This window comes from Lacrimispora amygdalina, from assembly GCF_003432035.1.
Classification (GTDB): domain Bacteria; phylum Bacillota; class Clostridia; order Lachnospirales; family Lachnospiraceae; genus Lacrimispora; species Lacrimispora amygdalina.
The window spans coordinates 33,398-52,199 of sequence record NZ_QOHO01000043.1 but is presented as its reverse complement, the minus strand read 5'-3'; the positions used below and the strand labels follow the sequence as shown (position 1 = coordinate 52,199).

The 18,802-nt window shown below is 32.5% G+C and carries 24 protein-coding genes; 11 read left to right on the top strand and 13 right to left on the bottom strand.

The features are described 5' to 3' along the window. The 13 genes from DS742_RS14215 to DS742_RS14155 form a co-directional block, all read right to left on the bottom strand. Complete coding sequence (locus DS742_RS14215) at positions 1-303, bottom strand: hypothetical protein (RefSeq protein ID WP_117417634.1); 303 nt, start codon at positions 301-303, stop codon at positions 1-3. A 45-nt stretch (positions 304-348) separates the two neighbouring features. Beyond that, on the bottom strand, positions 349-1,998 hold the full coding sequence (locus DS742_RS14210; RefSeq protein ID WP_117417633.1) for a DUF4942 domain-containing protein: 1,650 nt from the start codon (positions 1,996-1,998) through the stop codon (positions 349-351). A gap of 4 nt (positions 1,999-2,002) precedes the next feature. After that, positions 2,003-2,194 carry a hypothetical protein gene (locus DS742_RS14205; protein WP_117417632.1) on the bottom strand — a complete coding sequence of 64 codons (192 nt, stop codon included), beginning with the start codon at positions 2,192-2,194 and terminating at the stop codon, positions 2,003-2,005. Positions 2,195-2,245: 51 nt separating this feature from the next. Continuing rightward, a complete protein-coding gene (locus DS742_RS14200; RefSeq protein ID WP_117417631.1) occupies positions 2,246-3,883 on the bottom strand; it encodes a hypothetical protein in 1,638 nt (545 codons plus the stop codon). Between the two features lie 106 nt (positions 3,884-3,989). Further along, a complete protein-coding gene (locus tag DS742_RS14195) occupies positions 3,990-4,181 on the bottom strand; it encodes a hypothetical protein (protein ID WP_117417630.1) in 192 nt (63 codons plus the stop codon). Positions 4,182-4,207: 26 nt separating this feature from the next. Continuing rightward, complete coding sequence (locus DS742_RS14190) at positions 4,208-4,411, bottom strand: hypothetical protein (RefSeq protein ID WP_117417629.1); 204 nt, start codon at positions 4,409-4,411, stop codon at positions 4,208-4,210. 96 nt (positions 4,412-4,507) lie between these two features. Further along, the gene (locus DS742_RS14185) at positions 4,508-5,272 is read right to left on the bottom strand and encodes an AP2 domain-containing protein (protein WP_117417628.1); all 765 of its coding nucleotides are present in this window, start codon (positions 5,270-5,272) and stop codon (positions 4,508-4,510) included. Positions 5,273-5,299: 27 nt separating this feature from the next. Next, positions 5,300-5,539 carry a hypothetical protein gene (locus DS742_RS14180; RefSeq protein ID WP_117417627.1) on the bottom strand — a complete coding sequence of 80 codons (240 nt, stop codon included), beginning with the start codon at positions 5,537-5,539 and terminating at the stop codon, positions 5,300-5,302. Positions 5,540-5,570: 31 nt separating this feature from the next. Then, positions 5,571-6,029, bottom strand: a complete 459-nt coding sequence (locus DS742_RS14175; RefSeq protein ID WP_117417626.1) for a hypothetical protein — start codon at positions 6,027-6,029, stop codon at positions 5,571-5,573. A gap of 13 nt (positions 6,030-6,042) precedes the next feature. Then, positions 6,043-6,291 carry a hypothetical protein gene (locus DS742_RS14170; protein ID WP_117417625.1) on the bottom strand — a complete coding sequence of 83 codons (249 nt, stop codon included), beginning with the start codon at positions 6,289-6,291 and terminating at the stop codon, positions 6,043-6,045. Between the two features lie 76 nt (positions 6,292-6,367). Continuing rightward, positions 6,368-7,246 (bottom strand): hypothetical protein, encoded by an 879-nt coding sequence (locus DS742_RS14165; RefSeq protein ID WP_117417624.1) that lies wholly within the window; start codon positions 7,244-7,246, stop codon positions 6,368-6,370. A 743-nt stretch (positions 7,247-7,989) separates the two neighbouring features. Beyond that, on the bottom strand, positions 7,990-8,199 hold the full coding sequence (locus DS742_RS14160) for a helix-turn-helix domain-containing protein (RefSeq protein WP_117417623.1): 210 nt from the start codon (positions 8,197-8,199) through the stop codon (positions 7,990-7,992). Positions 8,200-9,250: 1,051 nt separating this feature from the next. Beyond that, positions 9,251-9,481, bottom strand: coding sequence for a hypothetical protein (locus tag DS742_RS14155; protein WP_117417622.1), 231 nt, complete (start codon positions 9,479-9,481; stop codon positions 9,251-9,253). Between the two features lie 196 nt (positions 9,482-9,677). On the opposite strand from DS742_RS14155, the gene DS742_RS14150 reads away from it, so the two are divergent. From DS742_RS14150 to DS742_RS14105, 11 genes are all read left to right on the top strand, one after another. After that, positions 9,678-9,902 carry a helix-turn-helix domain-containing protein gene (locus DS742_RS14150; protein WP_117417621.1) on the top strand — a complete coding sequence of 75 codons (225 nt, stop codon included), beginning with the start codon at positions 9,678-9,680 and terminating at the stop codon, positions 9,900-9,902. Positions 9,903-10,995: 1,093 nt separating this feature from the next. Beyond that, positions 10,996-11,190, top strand: coding sequence for a hypothetical protein (locus DS742_RS14145; RefSeq protein ID WP_117417620.1), 195 nt, complete (start codon positions 10,996-10,998; stop codon positions 11,188-11,190). A 578-nt stretch (positions 11,191-11,768) separates the two neighbouring features. Then, entirely contained in the window at positions 11,769-12,650 is an 882-nt protein-coding gene (locus DS742_RS14140) for a phage antirepressor N-terminal domain-containing protein (protein WP_117417619.1), read from the top strand. A 121-nt stretch (positions 12,651-12,771) separates the two neighbouring features. After that, positions 12,772-12,936, top strand: a complete 165-nt coding sequence (locus DS742_RS28850) for a hypothetical protein (RefSeq protein ID WP_170313463.1) — start codon at positions 12,772-12,774, stop codon at positions 12,934-12,936. Positions 12,937-13,093: 157 nt separating this feature from the next. Beyond that, on the top strand, positions 13,094-13,942 hold the full coding sequence (locus DS742_RS14135) for an antA/AntB antirepressor family protein (protein ID WP_117417618.1): 849 nt from the start codon (positions 13,094-13,096) through the stop codon (positions 13,940-13,942). A 78-nt stretch (positions 13,943-14,020) separates the two neighbouring features. Continuing rightward, complete coding sequence (locus DS742_RS14130) at positions 14,021-14,848, top strand: hypothetical protein (RefSeq protein ID WP_117417617.1); 828 nt, start codon at positions 14,021-14,023, stop codon at positions 14,846-14,848. Positions 14,849-14,958: 110 nt separating this feature from the next. Then, positions 14,959-15,144 (top strand): hypothetical protein, encoded by a 186-nt coding sequence (locus DS742_RS14125; protein WP_024348468.1) that lies wholly within the window; start codon positions 14,959-14,961, stop codon positions 15,142-15,144. Then, complete coding sequence (locus DS742_RS14120; RefSeq protein ID WP_117417616.1) at positions 15,141-15,497, top strand: hypothetical protein; 357 nt, start codon at positions 15,141-15,143, stop codon at positions 15,495-15,497. Before DS742_RS14125 ends, DS742_RS14120 begins: the two co-directional genes overlap by 4 nt. A gap of 125 nt (positions 15,498-15,622) precedes the next feature. Beyond that, complete coding sequence (locus DS742_RS14115; RefSeq protein WP_117417615.1) at positions 15,623-15,961, top strand: hypothetical protein; 339 nt, start codon at positions 15,623-15,625, stop codon at positions 15,959-15,961. Positions 15,962-16,349: 388 nt separating this feature from the next. After that, complete coding sequence (locus tag DS742_RS14110; RefSeq protein WP_242996482.1) at positions 16,350-17,468, top strand: hypothetical protein; 1,119 nt, start codon at positions 16,350-16,352, stop codon at positions 17,466-17,468. 140 nt (positions 17,469-17,608) lie between these two features. Continuing rightward, positions 17,609-18,766: a hypothetical protein gene (locus tag DS742_RS14105; RefSeq protein ID WP_117417614.1), complete on the top strand. Its 1,158-nt coding sequence runs from the start codon at positions 17,609-17,611 to the stop codon at positions 18,764-18,766. The last annotated feature ends 36 nt before the right edge of the window (positions 18,767-18,802 follow it).

Here is an 18,802-nt window from a genome sequence, read left to right as displayed (position 1 = left end):
TTACATTGTTTTACTGTTTAAGAATTCTGCAAGTTTTTCCTTTGTCTTAAAATATCCATATGTCGTAATGTATACTAATTCTCCCTTACGACTCAAAACATAATCATCAATATAGAATCCCAGACTATTTCTTTTTGAAATGGCCATATGATAATAGAATCTATTGTTTTCGTAAATGAATGTATGGTTATTATTAATTTGATACCACTTGTTCAATATGATATTATCAATTTTAGAAAACAACTTCTCAAACTGTGTTGTTGTCTCTGTGTTTGGATAAGTCCATGTTTTACAGGCCGCCATGTTTCCACCCCCATTCTTCAATTGAAACTTACTTTTCATTGGCTTTTATGCTGTTTTATCTTCTAACAAATTCATACTATTTCCATCAAATAAATAATACTTAGTGTCGCTCATAACCTTGTTGTACTCTTTTTCTCCCTCAAATTCGTTTACAACAGACTTTTCTTCTGGTGTCATATCTTTGTATTGCTTTTTTCCATATGAAGGAGGCAGCCAGCCTTTTTTCTGTGATCCAAAAATATTGAATTTCTTCAATAATTCAGGATTAGTAAATGTAATATGACAAGTTCCTTTCTTATAAAAAGTAATGTTGAAATACTTTAAGACAATGTTTTTTGTCTCTCCATATTCTTCCGAAAATTTCAGAGATTCTTCAAGATCGACCGCTTCAGTTAATCCACCATCAAGATAATTAAAACATTTTTCAATGTCCTGTAATTTCTCTTTTACTTTATAATCTGTTGGTCGATATTTATTCCAAAATGAATCAAAACCAGATAAAGGAATAATTATTTTGTCATTGATGTACCATGATTTATTAGTTTTCCAACCGTTGTAATAATGGATATTACTAGAATTATCTTTATCCCAATAATGTTTATGACTAAATTCATCAAATAAACCGATTATAGTTTCCTCTATGCCTTTCACTACTTTCTTACTCATTTCAATTTTTAGTTCGTAAATATTGTATAGAGAAAATTCATAGTTTTTTAAATCCTCAATTCGATTATAAAAATCTGTTTTCAGATTCCCAGTTAATTTACCAATGAATTTAGGATTATTGAAAAGTGCTGTCCAGTATTTTCCCCGGACTTCTTGAATAAAATTATTTACAGATAATTCATTTCTGTATTTGTCTTTATTTCTTGATAAATCCAGACTTAAAATACAACCGCCCTTCTGTATTGTTTCTCCTGTTCCTGCATCTTTCCCAAATTCACGCATGATTAACGGATACATTGCGTTATATTCTTTGATTAGATTAATACCGGCCTGAACTTCTAATTCATATTGCCTTACAATAGACTTATATAGATTATTTTCCGCTATTTGTGTATCTTCTGTATTTATATATTCTTCTTTCTGTTCTGCTGCTTTTCTAAGTCCGTCAAATATAAAAGAATGCCTCTGTACTGTTGGAAGTTGTACTTTAATAAGTGCTATTTCAACATCTGTTTTTCGTTCTGCATCTAAAAATGTGTCTTGCAAATATTCAATAGTTGCGTTATATTCTTCTAGCTTTCTTGATAGTATTATTCTATCGTTGCTAAATTGATTTTTAAGCGTTTCGGCATTAAGAAGGCAAATTATACCGCCTCCGTTACGCTCTTGCATTTCTAAAGCTTTTAAAAGGTGTTTTACTCCGCTGCTGAAGGGCGGATTCATTACAATTAAGTCATATTCTTTCATGGTGTCATACGTTAGAAAATCATCATGTACAACTCTGTAATTTTTACCCTTTAAAATGTGTTGTAGATTTTGGTCTACTTCTATACAATCAATATCAAAATTGTATTTATTTCTTCCGTACTGGTGTATAGGCTTCTTAATATCTTCTAATGCTTTTACTATATCCCCTTTACCCGCTGATGGTTCTAGTACGCTATTAATATAGTTAAAATCTAAGTCAAAAAGCATCTTGTCAATAAGATGCTTTGGCGTGGGATAAAAATCTTTATTATCTGTAAACATTTTATCATTCCTTTCCGTATTCCTTATTATTATTTACAAATATTTGTATATCTTCTTTAGTCTTAAAAAATTCTGTTATATGTGATTCACTAGTTTTTAAATCTTGTTTATATGCTCCATATCTATAACCTTCTCTATACGGTAAACAATTTTCAGGCAATAAACTAATGCCATATTTTATATTATTTATAGTCATGTTGTTTTACTCCTTCCGTTATAAAAGGCGGTATTTTTCAACCGCCTATAATTAATTTGTTATCAATTTTTCCGATGGATCATATTTGAATATAAAACTATCCTTTAAGCTGCTATAAAATCCATTTAATTTTGCTAACTTCTGCTTGACCTCTGCAAAATCATTTTTTGATAATTCATTTTTTACTTTTACAAGATAGATAATTTCCGATTGCTTAAACGGGCTTTTATCCTCTGTAATTTCATATTCTATTGTAGGTTTTACTTCTTCTGTTGCTTCTGTTTTAGTGTTTGCTTCTGTTTCTTTTGTAACTGTACTTAATGCTACGTTTAATAACTCTTTTGGATCTTCTTTAAAAATAAATCCATGTTTGAATTTACTATAATAACCGCCGATTGATTTAATATAACTATTAACTTTTATATATTCCTCACGGCTTAATGATTCATTGATTTTAACAATATATATTTTAGAATTATCTCTTGTGTCTATATCTTCTGATACTTCAAAAGTTAAGTTATTAATATCAATATTTTCTTGTGATTCTGTCTCTTTTGTATCTGATTGTTTCTTTTCTGTCTTAGCTACCTTGCTATTAATGGTCTTTTTAACAACCTTTTCCACTTCATAAGCTGTTTTTACTTCCTTAATATCACACCAGGAAATAGAACCTTTTACAATCCACTTCAAAAATGTATCATCTGTAATATAACTCCAATAATTAGCCTGGTTTGCTCTGCCTGTGCATTCTTTTGTAAGTTTTCCATTAAGTTTATAAGCGTGAAAATGTTCTTTTCCGTTGTATTCGGTTCTATGAATACGATAAACAAGACCTTTACTTCTTCCATAATTAAAACCAGTTTTTAATATAAAACATTGCCCCTCTTTAATACTTCCGTTTTCAGTTTCGAATACCTTGTTTTCTTTCTTATATTCAGTAACGGTTACTTTCTCATAAATAAAGCCGTCACCCTCTCCAAGAAGTCCTCCACACGTGGTATCAATTTTATTGATGAACTTATCAAAATCATTTTTCAGTTTCAAAACCTTTTCTTGTTCTTCTAACTGATACTTAACTGATTTTTCTAATTCTTCATCATTAAACCAGCCAGCACCACTATTTCTTCTTGTTATTTCCTCTCTAATTTCTTTTTCTGTTTGCTTTTTGTAATCTTCTTTGTAATAGATTTCAGAGTATTTTAAAATGCCGTTACCCTTTGCAATGATAATACCGTCTTTTTCAATATGCCAATTGCATTTATTTGGGTGTGCCTGATGTCCTGGAATCATACCAGTTACAATATATTTACTTTGATTCTCTGCGTTTTCTTCCGCTTTCTTCTGTAACCGTTCAATCATAACTTTTGCGCTTGCTGCTTCCTGTTCTGATGCTCCACGCTCAACGGTCATAGCTTCCAACTTCTTTATTTTGTCCGCAATACTTGTATCATAGGAAAAACCGGTATAGTTATACTTTCTAATTTCCCGTGGTTCTCTGGCTCCGTAAACATCAACGCAAAGAACATAACCGTTTTTCTCTGCAATTCCTCCCCACGTAGCAGGACAATAATAATCTGTCATACTGTCCGATTGATCCGGTGAATAATCGTACACTTTCCAACCGTCTAAAGCCATTAATCTATGAGCTATCATAACCTTTACTTCCCTGTAATCATAATAATTTGACATTGTCATATTACCTCCGTTTTGATTTATTTTTTTTGTGTTATTCCCACTATAAAAGCCACTAGAACTATATTCTCTAATGGCTTCTGACTGGAAATAAATATTCTGTTTAATTCCAATTAAATGTTAATTGAGGAAATGCTTTTTCTAACAATACAGAATCCTTACAAGAATAATCACCGATAGCTTTACCATTCTTGTATATATTCCCTCTGTACTTGCCCTCGTTTGGGTAAAATGTAATGTCTATTTTGTCAGCTTCTTTCTTATTGCCTCCATACCACATATCAATATTAATCATTTTCTTTTCCTCCATCAAATAAGAATTTAATTGTTTACCGTAGAATACATTTCCCCTTTGTATTCAAAATAAAGGCATTCCCCGCTTACTGTTTTATTTATTGTACAATTCTCTTTTGCCTTTAGATTAAGCGTATAAATCATAGCTTGTAATGCCTCCATTGGTGTTTTATTTGCAAAAATATATTCGTATCCATTGTCAAGATTTTTAACTACTCTTGTTTTTCTCATGTTTAACTCTCCCTTTCTCAATGCTTACGGACTTGTGACCGTCTGACGTGTGTCAAGTGCATTAAAGCAGCCGTTTAGACTGCTCCACTCTGCCGATTAAGTTTTATAAATATTTGATTTTATATAATTTTTATCATTCTCTAAGAGCACCTTATAATTCATCAATGCTTCATATAGCTTTGTTGGTATTATGCTTTTATACTCTTCTGAAATCTCCTTAATCTTCTTTTCTTTTTCTTTTGCATATTTGGAATATGCTTCCTCTAATGTACTAAAATTACCCAATTCAATGTGATTATATCTTGCTGAAAATCCATGTTTATCAGCTCTTATTCCGTTGGGCAACCCTCTTTTGTTTGGTTTATTTAGAAATAACATGTTAATTCTTTGTGGCACAAGCAAACAGTTTTCAGGTGAATATTCGTGAGAGTTAGGATTTAGTATATCTTTATCTATATGTAATCTTTCGTTTACAATATAAACGTTTTCTTCATACCATCTTGCAAACACTTGATAATTATGCCATTCTTCACATACTGTACACTTGTCATAATACGCTGGATATCTTTTATCTGAACCTTCATTATAACAACGCCGTATCATTAGCCTCCATGCGTCATATTCTTTCGCGTGTTTTCTTCCTAAACTTTCATATTCTCCAACACCAAAATAACCAACATTAGAAATTGTTTTGTCATATGGATTCTTTATATTTCCCTTTTTGAAATTTGTATAAATATTATGTTTATAAATGTAACCATAGTCATCAAGAAATTGAACATCTATATCACAAGAATTTCTTGCAGATACTATTTTCATTTCTGTTCCCTTTGAATTCTTTCCTATCTCTCCAATTTTCAAATATTTTTCTCCCTTCAAATAATCGTTTCATTTAAGATCTTCTTTCCATCCACCATTGATAAACCATGTAAACCATTTATTTTCATTTTCTTTGCGTTCTAACACAATTTTTTTGCATATGGCTATATTTTTTTCTGTTAGTGGGATATTTTTGTAAAGCATTAAACTAGCCATATAAATATTCCCCACCTTAATGGCAAGTTTGTTTGCTTCCTCATGTAATTTATTTGCTTCTACATACTTAATACTTTCTAATGTTTCATTCATAATATTTTTAGCCTCCCTTAAAATGGATATTCTAAGCTACTTCTATATCATTGATATATGTCAGTGTATTTGTTCTCCAATGACCAGCCTCTATATAATCCGCTTGGATATTCTCAGCATAGCCGTATACATTCAGGTTATGGACAGATATCCGCAAGCCAGATACTTCCATAATGCAATAACTTGTTTTACCTGTATTCATGTTTATAACCTTATATGGGATAAAATCTAAATATACATAGTATTTCTTACCCTCTATACCCGATATGGCATCACATACCGAAAAGCAATCAATAATGCCGGTTTGTTTCATAGCCTGATTGAAAATTGATTCCGCAATGTCAGCCGGAATTTTACCATCAAGCAATGAAAAATCATATAGATACTTTTTGTTATTGGTGAACTCTTTCTTATTCTCTGTCAGTGCTGGAAATGACTTTTTCATTTTTGCAAAGCTCGGCAGACAGTTTGATGTATTGTATTTGTTCATGTCTTTATTCCTCCTAAAAATTTAATATAGTACCGTTTCTGTGTACCTTTTGCACTCCCGTATGTTCTGTTTCAACATTTTCGAATATCAAAGTTTCTGATTCGATTTTATAATCAGGAGATACAATGTTTAAAATTTCTCTGCACCTTTTCGCTGACAATGTAGGCATTTCACGAAAATAGAAACTTGAATCATAAGCGTTTCTTACATTGTAAGTTCCGATTAACTGTTTCTTACCAATTGTGTATATGTTAACCTTCATCGTTATATCCCCTTCTGATTACTTATTTTTTTAACTAAAATGAGCTTATAACCTTTGACAGTTACAAGCCCTACTTTTAAACTTCAATTTTCAGATCGTTAAACATTTCGTTTACATCTGTTTCGTAATACTCACACAAAGCCGAAAATGCTTTAATCACACATTTCCACTCATCTTCTTTTACGTGCTGAATCCAAGGCTGTTTCCCTCTGCCCTGTAAATTCATATGATACTTGTTTTTAAGCTGCGAGTATAATTCATTCCAAACTTTTCCATATCCAACATGAGCATAAATAGATAATTTTCTTACTGCAAAGTTGATTCTGCTTCTATCTTCCCATTCAAGAATGCCATTAGCAAGTGCTTTGTTTGATTGTTCCAGTTTCTTAATGTGGCGGTTTTTATAGTCCATCATCTTTGTTGTTGCCATTAAGATGGCATCTGGATCACCACTTGCGTAAGCCATGCCTACAGATAAAGCAAGTGTTTCTTCCTCTGTAATATCGGCTGTTTTGATTTCGATAGTTGTCTTTTCTTCTATATTAAGAAGCTGAGTCCTGACTTCCTTTGCAATCTCTGAATCTCTAAGTAGCATACCTATACGTAGGATTGCCCGTCGAGGAAAAAGAAGATTTCCCCTATTGCTAAAACGCATTCCATCTGTTTCAAAACCACCTCGAAAGTTAGAAGGTTGCAAGTTGCAACTTTCTAAAAATTCTTTTGTTTCCCTCCCGGACTTCGAATAAAGTCCATCTTCTTCAAGTTCAATGCGGTTACGCTGCACAACTGCTTTTATAGCTTCTTCTCCTACTTCAAAGTAACCAGCGACCTGACCAACTGTTGCCTTTTCTGTCCCTGGAATGAGAAGTAATTTCTTCACCTTTTCCAAAACTTCCACTTTGGCAACCAACTTTTCCCTAAATGCTTTGTTTTCCAGTAGATCGTTTTCGTGCATTAGTAATTATCCTCCTTTATAAAATCTTATCTTTATCAGATATTCATACAGACGAAAATAGAATTTTTCAAGGGATATGACTAATTATAGAAGTTTGCCGTATGTCCCGTTTGGCGGTGGTTGGGATTCTTCTATAACGTCTCACGTTTGTTTCTTTGTTTTCGTCTGCATGGTATAACTGATAAAACATTTCTGGTGAAATGTGTTTCTTCCTATATTAAAGCAAGCCTTACGGCTCTAGTTCATTTCTGCTTTTTATTTCGCAAGCAATGCAAATTTATCATTCGCTGGCTGCCTCTATATATTCTACTAAGTGTCTACTTTTTCAAAACCGCCGTAACCAGTGACTACAATATATGCTAGTGTGATTCAACCCTTATGCATCTCTTGTCACATCTAATTTGATGTAACGGATGGAACGGTTTATTTCGCTTCACTTCTTCCCGTATAGAATCGGAAAGTCACAATATGCCTACACTTGACTAATTAATGTTGTTAGCGGTCAGTAGCTTCTTTCATTACTGATCGGGTTTGATACTTGGTAATTCTCTTTTTCAAAATGGAAATTAGTGTGCGATTGCACTTGAAAAGCGAATAAAAATGTATTAGAATGATTATACGCTTGTTTATCAAGTGTTTTGTGAAAAGTCGGTAACTACTTTGGTCGGTGGGAAACCGGCTTTTCTATTTCCTTTTGATAATACAAGTATATCATATATTCTTTGACTTGTCAACTGTTTTCTTTAACTTTTTAAAGATTTTTCAAATTCCATTAAATCTCCTGGCTGACAATCCAATCTATCACAAATACGATCAATAACATCGATTGCCACATTTTGATTCTTACGCAACTTTGTCATGGTAGAGCTTGATGCCTGTATGTCAATTCTAAGTTGCTCAACGGTCATTTGTCGACGTTTCAGCACATCAAATAATTTATAGTATGTTATCATTGCAAAACCTCCTTTACTTTGATATTATTGTATCATATTTATATATAATACAAAAGGGATAATGGAGGAATGAAAAATGTTTTGGTTTGTAATTTTTATAATTTGCCTGTTTATTTACCCACCGTTGGCTATAGTAATTTTACTCATCGCATTAGCTCACAAAGTATTTGTAAAGAAATAACTCTAATACATTTCTATTCACTTTTCAAGGTGCGCAAAATTTCCGGGATTCTATCTAAGAATTGTTATAGATGAGCGGTTGACTGCTTGGTGCGTTGTCAATCGGTATAGAAGTTAATTCTCTGTTTGTAGGGAAACTCTCTGCCAGAATTGACAGATTGCAAGAAATGTGATAATCTCAATTTGTGAAGATGAGATACATTTCTGTATTTCCCTTTGGGTCGGCAGGAAGTTGGTAGCTTCCCGCCTTTGGTGATTAACTTATGTATTCCAGATACTCGGCTTCTGTTGCAAATAGTTGGTAGCTATTATTTACAAAACCCATGTAACCGGAAGGAACTAAGTAGCCTTTTGGCATTCCATCACCTCCCAATATGTAGTTGGTTAGGGCTTGACAGTTGGTAGCTGTCAGGCTCTTTTCCGTTCTATGTGGGGCAAGTATCATCACTTGTAATTTTTTGAGAGTTGCACTTTCATCGGGTTATTTGTGCTCCCACCGCTCCGGCTCTCTCATTCCGGCTTATTTGTTTTCGTTACCCTTTATGGCAACTTAGGAAGTATCCAGGCTTTTTAATATCAGGCACCCTATAGAAGAATGTGTTCCCTGGTTTTATTCATTATGTTCGCTCCCTACCTGCATTTTCTTGTCCAGCGTTCTACGTAGGCTGACGCTCACCCATGCGTTTTCTTAAAAACTGCATCCTTTAAAATCAAGTGAATATCTTTTTCTATGTGATTCCACTGTACACATATGGTAGCACAACTATGAGGCATTGCTACTCTTGAGCCTATGTCCGTTCATTATGGAAACTGATATCTTAATCAGTTGATAGCCTAGTCAGGGATTGCACCTGACTGTAACGCTTTTCGTTTAGGCTTTTACTACTAAGGTCTCAGAAGACATCTTCCTATCTCTTAAAATTCCGTCTTGTAAAGATTTTAGCTGTAATGTAATGGTCTTACCGGTCTTACTTGGAATTAAATTTATTACCTCGCTTTTGTATCCATAATTCCAGAGTAGTATATTTCCTGGCCTTAAATCGGATACCTTAATTCCCATTTTATGATTGCATATCCCTTGAAGTTTTACAGTATTTGTCATGGTGTTTACCTCGCTTTCATGATTGACTTGTTTGTGTGTTTCGTATTGCTTACCTTTATCTTATGTACTTATTATACCGTAATAGTTGTGTTTTGTCAATACTTTTACGCAAAAAAGTTATTGTTTTTTACAACTTTTTTTGATATGATATAGAGAAATTATAATATAGCAATACTTTTATGGAGGAATAAAGCATATGATTTATGATGGAAATTCAGACAAAATAATAGATATGATTAAGCATAAAATGATTGATGTAAAAAAGCAGCAAAAGGATATCATAGACTACACTGGGTTTAATAAAGGAACGGTATCAAATTTCTTGAATTATAAAAGCACCAATCCCACATTAGAAACCATAAAATTATACTGTGATGCTATTGGCTGCGATTTAATAATTGACATAAGAGAAAAAGAATGATTGACATTGTACCGGCTGAAAAGGTGAATGAGGATTGATTGAGCGTGGGAATGGGAATGTCCTGGTAGCTGAGGTGATTAAGATTATAAGTGAATGATCGTTTAGTTATGATTGATAGAAACATGGCGAATTTGAGTTATTATATATTACCATTTATTCATGTGTACATGATGAAATAGTCATGTATTGTTATATGATTATCGTAAGGGCAATATATTATTTTCCATATGATACTATATGGCGTATAGTATTGTTTTAACTGAATGATCATTCACTTATGACCGAACTAAATTGTATACGCAATTCAACAGGCACGCCTATATACATTCAAATATTACGTTGTAATTACAACAAAATGACCACATGAAAGGATTCGTCCTGGTTTATGACTACCCATAATTTAGTTGACAATCTATGTAACTACCAACTAAACATACCATAATAGTGTAGTATTATGGTACTTTTCATAGACCGGGGGCCTAGTTTACATTTTGAAAATGATTTTCAAATTCATAATAGCCGCTATCTATTCCACTCACAGACCAACTTAAAATTTTCATCACAATTGTATATTTTTCATACACAATTCGCATTTTCACTTCGGTAGTATGTTCGACACACATTCACAAAACCCTTATAAAATAAGCATTTTAAATTGTCAGATAATTCATTCCATCAAAAAATCACCATAAATAACACCCTAAATCACCACAAAACCCTTATAAATCAAGCACTTTCTCGAACAATCCTCAATTTTACCAAAATCAACACATCTGATCCCATATTTCCCATCCACTCAAATCTCACATACCCCTTATAAATCAACACTTATCTTATATTTTGGCAGCACAAAAATCCCTCTCTGTCGAAGTAGCTATAATTTACCTTCAAACAATTTACATCTAAATAGTCTCAAACTGTCAGATTATTTACTTTTTATTATGATCTTCAATTACCCCACAACAGAACACTCCTTAATATATAGGCATAAATCATCATGCCTATTTTTTTGATTTTTACAAACTCCAAAAGAGAATTAATACTTGTAGCCAATAATCACGATTTCATAATTCCAACGAAAGGGGAAACACAAATGTCAAAATCCAATTTATCAATCGTACCACAACAGTTCTCATTTGAGAAACCAACACTCACCAATAGAAAAGGTGAAGTCTTATCACATGGAATAAACGTATCAATATCAATTGATGCATTCCAAGCAGACAAAATTCAATTAAAAAAGGACTTAGCTGCTATTTTTGCAGAAGTCCTTGAATACTTTGATTAAAAAATAATACTAGATTAAAACCGAAAAATAGATAGGTAAATATTGCTTATCTATTTTTATTTATTTAAAAAGAGTTTTAGTCACCACAAATTCAAAGTAACAAAACTCATCAATATATCCATACCCTCTACAACGCACCAGAATCAATTCTAATACACTTTATCTCCTACACAACAATTATATCATCCAAAGCATTACAAGCCTGTATATGGTCAAATTTGAACGTCATAATCATATGTTCATCTCATCATCATTGTGTAAATCTACCAAAAATAAAATGTAATATTTGCATATAATTACCACATTCAATATCCATCATATCTTATATTTCATATTATTTAATCCTAAATCTCCCTATATAAATGAAAATTCCATCTTATTGCAATCACATATATCTCATGACCATAAGGGAGGGTGTACTTTACATCTAAACAGAGAATTACATATCACACCACTACTCCCATCATTATTACTGGCAATATATTTTCGCCCCTTTTCAAAAAATCACATCTCAAATGGAGAAATAAATATCGGAGACTAAATTACAACATTTCAATATGTAAAGGAGAGATTTATTTATGAGCAATACAAAAACAGCTTTACAAGTAACAGATTTTGATTTTTATGGAGATTCACTTGTGGCACTAAAAGATAATTCAACTGGTGAGGTTTATACAGCAATTAATTCGGTGCTCAGAGGATTAGGATTCAAAGATGAGCAAGTAAGATATCAACGTAGTAAATGGATCAATGATATTTCAATTTCAAAAGGGGTGTTAAAGTTCAACATACCTACAAATAAGGGTAATCAAAATTCAGAATGTATTAATTCGAGAAAATTACCTATTGCGTTAGCAAAGATCAATATTACAAAACGCATGATAAGAGATTATCCCAACATAACACATAGATTAGAACTTTATCAAGATAAATGTGCCGATGTATTGGCATCTGTCTTTATTGATAAACAAAATATATCAAATATAGATATGAAGCCAATTACAGATTCTTTAAATAAAATAGTTGCCTTATTAGAGAATCAAGAATCTCGTATCTCCAAATTAGAGGAGTATCAACATCAACAGACATCATTACCAGAACCGACATACAGAAAGCCATATAATCCATGGTTTAGAAAAATGTCTCCAAAATATACGTTACTAGAAGAACATTTTCATATCAACAGAGGTTCCTTATATAGAAATATCCTAAACGAATTAGAGAATTTATATGATATGGATACTCAACAGATACAGGCAGATTACCTTTACGAAAATAATCTTACATCGTGTTATCCATTAGAACCATATGAATACAGTCCAAAATATAGAGATATGATTGAGCAAATAGTCAATAGCAATCTTATTAAATACGGTATTGCATCTGAAGATGATCCAATAACATCCAAGAAGCACATAACCATATTTGATACTCCTATAGAAGAAATATGTACAAAGTAAAGAAAGGAAAATATTATTATGAAGTTTTATGTAAGAGAACTGCCACAAAAGCAATATCATTATTTATCATCAGATATTAGCTTACCAAAGAACACGACTCCAAAGCCAGGCGACACATATCATGACTATTGGACAGACTACCACATTGACAGAGTTACATATTCTAAAGATGGATTATTCGCATATGCCACTAAAACAGAATTACAGAAACGGAGAAGTAATACATGTTACAGGAAGAAGAAAAAAATATAAAGACAACTCAAAAATTATAAAAGGAAACGAATAATAGAGGTCTTTCTTTATATTATTACAGTCTTTCTTTATAAAAGGGTGGCTGATTTCGACACCCACAGCAGCATATACTTTTGCTTATTTTCGGAAAGTATATGTCATCACAACAACATATATGTCGTAAACGGATAATAGTAAAAGGAGAATAAATTTTGAGAAATATTAAAACCAGAGAACCAAAACCAAGAAGAGAAATACCATACGAAAGTGAATCGTTGAAAGACGGATTATTTACTAAGGAAGAACTATTACGTTACGGGTTATCAGATGAGGATATATCTACAATCCTTGATTATCAAGCACTATTGCCGGTTTTACAAGGTATAAACAATAGTAGAAATGTTAACGCAAGAGATCTACATAAGCAACTAGAATCAGGCCGTCAATTTGCCGACTGGATCAAAAGCCGTATTGAAACATATCGGCTCATAGAAGATGTAGATTATTTTATGGCTTCACACTTTTATGAAACCGTTAAACATCGAGTAAAACCCAAAGAGACTACCGATTACATTCTTACACTTGATTGTGCCAAGCAGCTTGCCATGGTTGAACGTACTGATATTGGAGCGCTAACTAGACGCTACTTCATTATTATAGAAAAAGCATTTAAGAATCGCGTGAAATGGAATCACAATCGTAAAAACACACTTATTAACTGTAAGGAATTACGTGGCGCTTTAATTTCTAAAAGAGAAGAACTACTCAATGGTGTTCCAGAGTGGATAACAAGTGGAAATCTGTACTCCATTGAATTCTCGTTGTTGAATACTGTAATTATGGGTATGTCAGCAAAACAATATCGGGCTATAAACAACATTTCAGAAAAAGAACAGATTCGCAATCACTTTACCAACGACCAACTTGATGATGTTGAACGATTGGAAAGGTATGATGCACAATTAATTATTTCACAAGAGATTTATTCGTATGAAGAGCGAAAGAAGATTTTACAGGTTGAGTATGATCGGGTGAAAAACAGAAAAACAAAATATGTATAGAGAATATACAAATGAAAGGCAGGTGAACAACCAATAGATATTCCAGAAAACAATAAATCACCAACAGAGTCAGAAACTATGCCAGTAACCCCTCAAATACCAAATCGATACATAAAGGTTTCAAAAGAAGTAATTTTAGCAAGTACTTTACCTGAACATCGGATTTCAATACTTGCATATTTGAATCATAACCAAACTTGGGACGAGATGGTGCACTACTCCCCCATTTACATGATTCAGTGGTCTGGTTATAAGGCCAATTGGAGAACGAGTACAAAAGACAAACCTAATATTTATGATAAATATCTATTATGTATGAACTGGTATTTTGAAAATGGTTATATTCTGGACTTCGATTCAGATAAATATCTGCAAAATAATTTTCAGTCTTCCTTTTTAAATATGGAGAAATTAATACCAGATAAAAATTTTGGTATCATATATGATTTTGAGATTGCTGCCATCATGAAATATCAATCTTCATACAAACCATTAAATAAAAGTATTTTATTATTGTTACTCTCCTATATTAGAGCATTTACTTGGACTCGCACTAATGAGATAACTGGTCATTCAGAAAAATCGAAAAAGGATAAGCCAGAAATATTTCATTCTAATTTTGAAGCAATGGGGGGTTTTTTAGGAATGAATCGGAAAATGGTATCAAGAGCAACTACGGTTTTAGAAGAATTGGGACTTATAAAGACTTATAGAATGCCTAGCTATAAGGACAAGGAATCAAATTGGCGTACCGATGATATCATTTACATTTTTCCATACAAGATATTACTCAATAATAAAACCTTTAGAATTTGTGATAACGATGAATACGATTGGGAAAGAGAATTAAAGTATGGAATCCAATACTTATTTGAACGAAGAAATAAGAAGTTTTATCAAGAGTAGTAGAGAATAAATTAATCGTAACCAAACAATCAATGGCTCACCAGAAAGGCGGTCAATGATGAAAGAAATTATAGCAAAACTAAATATTGAAAAGGAGAATTACAAATTACATGACAGGAACAAATACATACTCAAACAGAAAACATAGAACATATGGAGGTGCTATTAATGTAGAAAGCTTTAATACTGAATATCGTGGGTTTTCAACTATGGGCGATATTGCAGGACGGATTTTATCAGATATGAAGTTTGATGAACAGTGTAGAAAAAATTGTGAAAGAAGGGACAGTAAATGAAAATGAATAATGAATTTATCGAAGATGAAGAGTTTTTAGAATTAAAATCTCCAACTTCTGTTCCAATTTATGAACAGGAAGTATGTATCAATATGATGAGAGACGAGAAAACTGCAACTATTTACACATCTGACAGTACGTACATAACAAAGCTAGATAAACTGTGTGGTACCAGTCCCGACATGTACTCAGTTATCGAGGAAACAAAATGTGGGAAAACATATTTACTACAAGATAAAACGCTAATCAGTTTTCGGGCAAAGAAGAAAGAATTATCAGATGAGCAAAGACAGGCGGCCGGTGAGCGCATGAGAAAATATCAGGCGAGTAAATTAACGCAGAATGAATTTTAAGCCCAGAATTTCAATTACCACCATTGCACAGAAAATTCTACTACTGTTGGTGGAGAAATACTTACCTAAAGAACATGCACACAAAAATCAAATATTAATCAAGGAATAGAAAGGAAGACAAAAATATGCTTAGATATGAAACAGAGGCAAACGTAATAGTTTCAATTGATTTACAGAATGGTTATACAGTTATTGCAATGGCGAGGTGGGATAACGAGAAGAAAAAATACTACACTACCCTCCGACTGCACGAAAATTCAGTTGAGAAATGGGATTTGATTGAAGAAGCTGCTAACGTTGAGATGGAATCGGACATGAAGACTATCAAGCGTGATATGGCTCAGTACGTGACAGATCTTCTTACGGACGGATTCTTCAAGAAATACATAGACAGGTACGAATACGAGCTGAAATGCTTCGATAGGGGTTTTGAGATTATGGAGAAAGAGAGAAAAGGCAAATGATTAAGTACGGGACTATACAATGCAAACATAACTCATTGGAGAATTATATAAGGAAAACAGCCTAGTACCTTATTCAGATACTAGACCGCGTTTTACATAAATTCATACCATATAGAGACTTAGCTAGTCGCTAAGAGATTTTAAAATTTGCTTCATGATCTTCTTGTTGGCGCAAGAAACAACTTTCTTTGTATCAGGTTTGAATGTAACACAAATAAGAAGCAAATTGTTTATCTCATGAATTACAACTGCTATTGCAATCATGAGAAAAGTTAATTCTGTCAAATATGAACCTCCTTATGGTTGAATTGGTTTCCTGCTATTGCCACATAGCATTAAGAATATTGTAACACAAGTTAAGACTAAAAAGAATAATAAAATATAGATTGTGGAGGATGTAGATATTTTAGACGTACAAATTAACATGTACTCTGTTGATACTGGACATTTTTATAGTAATCATGAAAAATATCTTCATGATATGAATTGTAAATATCGCAGAGAACGTAATTACTTAAACAACAAACTTCCTGAATTAGAAAAAAATCTAAAAGAATTTGGATACTCCAAAGATGATATTTCATTGTTTCGATCAAATAAATCTGAAGAGGTTGAATTTGAAATATTACCAGAACATATAGATACCATTCAGGAATATATAAAATGGAATAATCTTATAAGGCATAAAAGAGAAAAGGCAAAAGATTCAAAAGAGAAGTTGCTTACTCTCTTGTCTAATAAGGTTAGTCAAAATGAGAAAACAGATGGTAAAGACCATATACGAGAAATAAGAGAAGGAAGTTTAACTGATAACAATGTAATATCGGTCTTTGATTCCGCTCTCACCAGAACGATTGGGATAAAGCAAGATGAACTAACAGATGCATTAATGGTTGTGCAGGTATATTATTTCGATGTATTTAAAGATATTTCTTTTTATGGATTTACATATAAAGGTGAAAAATATAAGTATTTCACTTCATCTGCTGGGCAAATTCGTAAGAAAAAAGCGGTTTTTATAAAAGAATCTGTTTGGAATCGCATTGAAAAAACTGTAATGTGTGGATTGACTATTGATAAAATCAATTCAAAAGGAGGTAACAATGTTAATAAGCATCTTGCTTATATGGCTCTTACTAATTCAGCAACCGATTTGTGGGGAAATTTTGATATAGATAAGTCAATAGTAATTGATGATTTTGAAAGCAATGTATATGGTACTTTTGACTTCATAGATGAATCTGATTATTCTATCACCAGAAAAACTGATTATGTTCCAATTCCTCACACGGACGGAGCTGGTATGATGCTACCCAGTGTAAGTCAAAAGAATTTTATGTTTCGTGCGCCGTGGATTAAGGGGTTATTAGGAGTATTTGATTTTAGGAAATTTGTTGAGGTCAACCACTACTCTTCCATTATTAAAGATATTTATGGAAAAGAACATGACATTATCAAAGAAGATATACAAGTAATCTTTACCAAAAGTCAATTTAAAATGCATTAACATGAGTGCCTTTACACAGTAATGTGTATCGAAAACGTGGTGAACCTAGACATCTAGGGTGTTGCTATTGCAGCTAACGGAGAAAAACTAAATATATTTTAATTCGATAAAACAAATTTTATTATGAATGGAGGTGAAATATGGAAAACTTAGTTGGTAAAAAGTTCAACGAATTAATAGTAATAGATAAAATTGAGAACTACTCTTTTAAAAATAATAGAACATTTATTAGATGGAAATGTAAATGTTCTTGTGGAAATATTATTGAAGTAACAAGTAGTCGATTAACAAGTGGACATGTGAAAAGTTGTGGTTGTTTAAAACATAAAAAGGCAGATATGACTGGTATCCATTTACATAGATTAACATTTTTACATCCAGACGTAAATAACAAATTAAATTGGATTTGTGAGTGCGATTGCGGAAATATAGTTTCTGTTAATGCAACCAATGTAAAGCGAGGGTTGACACAGAGTTGTGGATGTTTACATAGTGAAGTTACATCAGAAAAATTAACAATTGACTTAGTTGGCAAACGTTTTGGAAAATTGGTTGTTATAGAACGTGATGAAACAATGCCTAAATCTCAAGGAGTATATTGGAAGTGTCAATGTGATTGCGGCAATGAAGTATCTATTATCTCCTATTCATTGAAAGAAGGAACTACTACGAGTTGCGGATGCTATAAGAGTAAAATAACTTCTGAAAGATTTTCAATGGATTTATTAGGAAAGAAATTTGGGAAATTAACAGTATTAAATAGAGATGGTTCTTTTGTCGGAGAAAATGGAGCAAAATATTCACAATGGCTTTGCAAATGCGAATGTGGTTCTACAAAAACTATAAGAGGTCATGATTTAGTTCGTGGTAGTGTAACAAGTTGTGGATGTACAATTTCTCGTGGAGAAGAAACCATCAGGATTTTGTTAAACACAATGAGTGTAAATTTTAAAACTCAATATGGGTTTAATGATTTAAAAAGTAAAAAAGGTTGGAAGTTAAAATTTGACTTTGCAATAATGAATAGTGAAGATATGCTGTTGTGTCTTTTGGAATTTCAAGGTCAGCAACATTACGATGAGTCATATGGATGGTTTGGAGAACAACAACGAAATGAAACGGATCCATTAAAAAGACAATACTGTAATCAGCATAATATACCATTATTTGAAATCAAATATAATGACGACATAGAAACAAGTATTAAAAATATATTATCGAATTTTGAAATATACAAGTCAATTCCGTGCCAAGCTTCTTTAAAAGAAGAAGGTGTAACGACTATCCGAAAGGAGTAGCTTGTGGGCGAAATTCCCACTTGCGAAGTGCCACGC